General features: G+C 56.9%; 2 protein-coding genes. Both read left to right on the forward strand.

Features of this window, described 5'->3' with window-relative positions; translation table 11 throughout:
* Positions 1-1,248, forward strand: a 1,248-nt coding sequence (locus AC1DWI_RS21070; RefSeq protein ID WP_477725666.1) for a serine/threonine-protein kinase, incomplete at its 5' end; no start/stop codon positions are given.
* 13 nt (positions 1,249-1,261) lie between these two features.
* On the forward strand, positions 1,262-1,956 hold a 695-nt coding region (locus tag AC1DWI_RS21075), incomplete at its 3' end, for a PP2C family protein-serine/threonine phosphatase (protein ID WP_477725667.1).

Raw genomic sequence — 1,956 nt, forward strand, 5'->3', positions numbered from 1 at the left:
CTGATGGACAACATGAACAACCTAGCGCTGGATTTCGAGCGCAAGCGCCAGTTCAACAAAGCTCAAGCCGTGTACGAGTACATGGCCACCTACAACAAGAACCACAAAGACCTGCAGTCCAAGCTTAATCGGGCCAAAAACCTGTCGGAAACCGTCATTTTGGGCGGTGGCGGCGCGCACCCGGGCGGGACCATGCTCCTTGACGGTGGGGGTGTTGAAAAGCCCATGTTGGGTCGCTATCAAGTCGAAAAGGAATTGGGCAAGGGCGCCATGGGCGTGGTGTACCTCGGCAAGGACCCAAAGATTGGCCGTGTCGTCGCCATCAAGACTATGGCTTTGAGTCAGGAGTTCGAGGGCGAGGAGCTTGACGATGCGCGGGAGCGCTTCTTCAGGGAAGCCGAGACCGCTGGCCGGCTGCAGCACCAGAACATTGTCACGATTTTTGATGCGGGTGAAGAACACGACCTGGCATTCATTGCCATGGAGTTTCTGAAGGGCAAGGATCTGGCAGATGTCACCAAGGACGGCCATTTGTTGCCGGTCCCGAAGGTCCTGTCCATCGTGGCACGGGTGGCTGAAGCCCTGGCTTACGCACACAAGCAGAATGTGGTGCACCGGGACATCAAACCGGCCAACATCATGTATGAAATCGAAAGCGATACGGTGAAGGTGACCGACTTCGGCATCGCTCGCATTACGGATTCAAGCAAAACAAAGACCGGTCTTGTATTGGGGACGCCCAGCTTCATGTCGCCGGAGCAGATTGCAGGTAAAAAAGTCGACGGGCGCTCGGACTTGTACTCGCTGGGTGTCATGCTGTTTCAGATGCTGGCTGGCGTGTTGCCATTCCGTGGCGATTCCATGGCCGAACTGATGTACAAGATCGCGAACGAAGAAGCCCCCGATATCCGTATCATCCGTAAAGAGCTGCCGGCGCGACTGGCCGAGATTGTTGCGCTGTCTCTGGCCAAGAAGCCGGAGTTGCGGTATCAGGATGGTGATCGATTGGCGACAGATCTGCGCGCTGTCATTGCCGCAATGGAAGGTACTGCACCGGCCCCATCGTTTGCGCCTCAACAGGGTGCGCCAGCAGCCCAATTTGACGCCACGGTCGTGCAATCAGCGACTGTACCAGCTGCTGGCCCGAAGACCTATGATGCGACCCAGGCCGTGAATGTCGACGGCACGCAGACATTTGAGAAAACCGTGGTTTCCAAAGCACCTGCTGCCGATACCGACACCCAGTGATCACACGAACAAGATGAACTACGAGATTTGTACACATACCGACCCGGGGTTGACGAGGGACAACAACGAGGATGCGGTTGCTTTTGATGCTGCGACGCGGCTTTGCATCCTGGCGGACGGAATGGGTGGCTATAACGCAGGCGAAATTGCAAGCGGCATGGCTGCCGCTTTCATCAAGTCGGAAATGGGCCGTTGGCTTTCCCAGGCGGGCAGGCATGCCAATGCCAAGGAAGTGCGTCGGGCTTTAGAAATCTGCGTGGAAAATGCCAATCATTCGATCTTCAACGCGGCGAACTCCAACCCCCAGTACGCGGGTATGGGTACCACGCTGGTGGTGGGGGTGTTCCAGGACGGGCGACTGATGCTGGGTCATATTGGCGATTCCCGTTGCTATCGTCTGCGCGGCCAGGAGCTGCAGCAAATCACCAAAGACCACTCGCTGCTGCAAGAACAAATTGACGCCGGGCTGATAACTCCCGAGCAGGCACTGACTTCCCTGAACAAGAACTTGGTCACACGCGCCTTGGGCGTCGAAGACACGGTGCTGGTTGAGGTCAATGAGCATCGTGTGGACGCGGGGGACCTTTATCTGATGTGTTCGGATGGGCTCTCGGACATGGTTGCGGATCCGGGCATTGCGGCTATCCTTACAGGCGCAGGGACCTTGGAGCAAAAAGCGAAACAGCTGATTGTTGCGGCGAATGAGGC

It is taken from the genome of Polaromonas sp. P3_C2 (genome assembly GCF_056402675.1).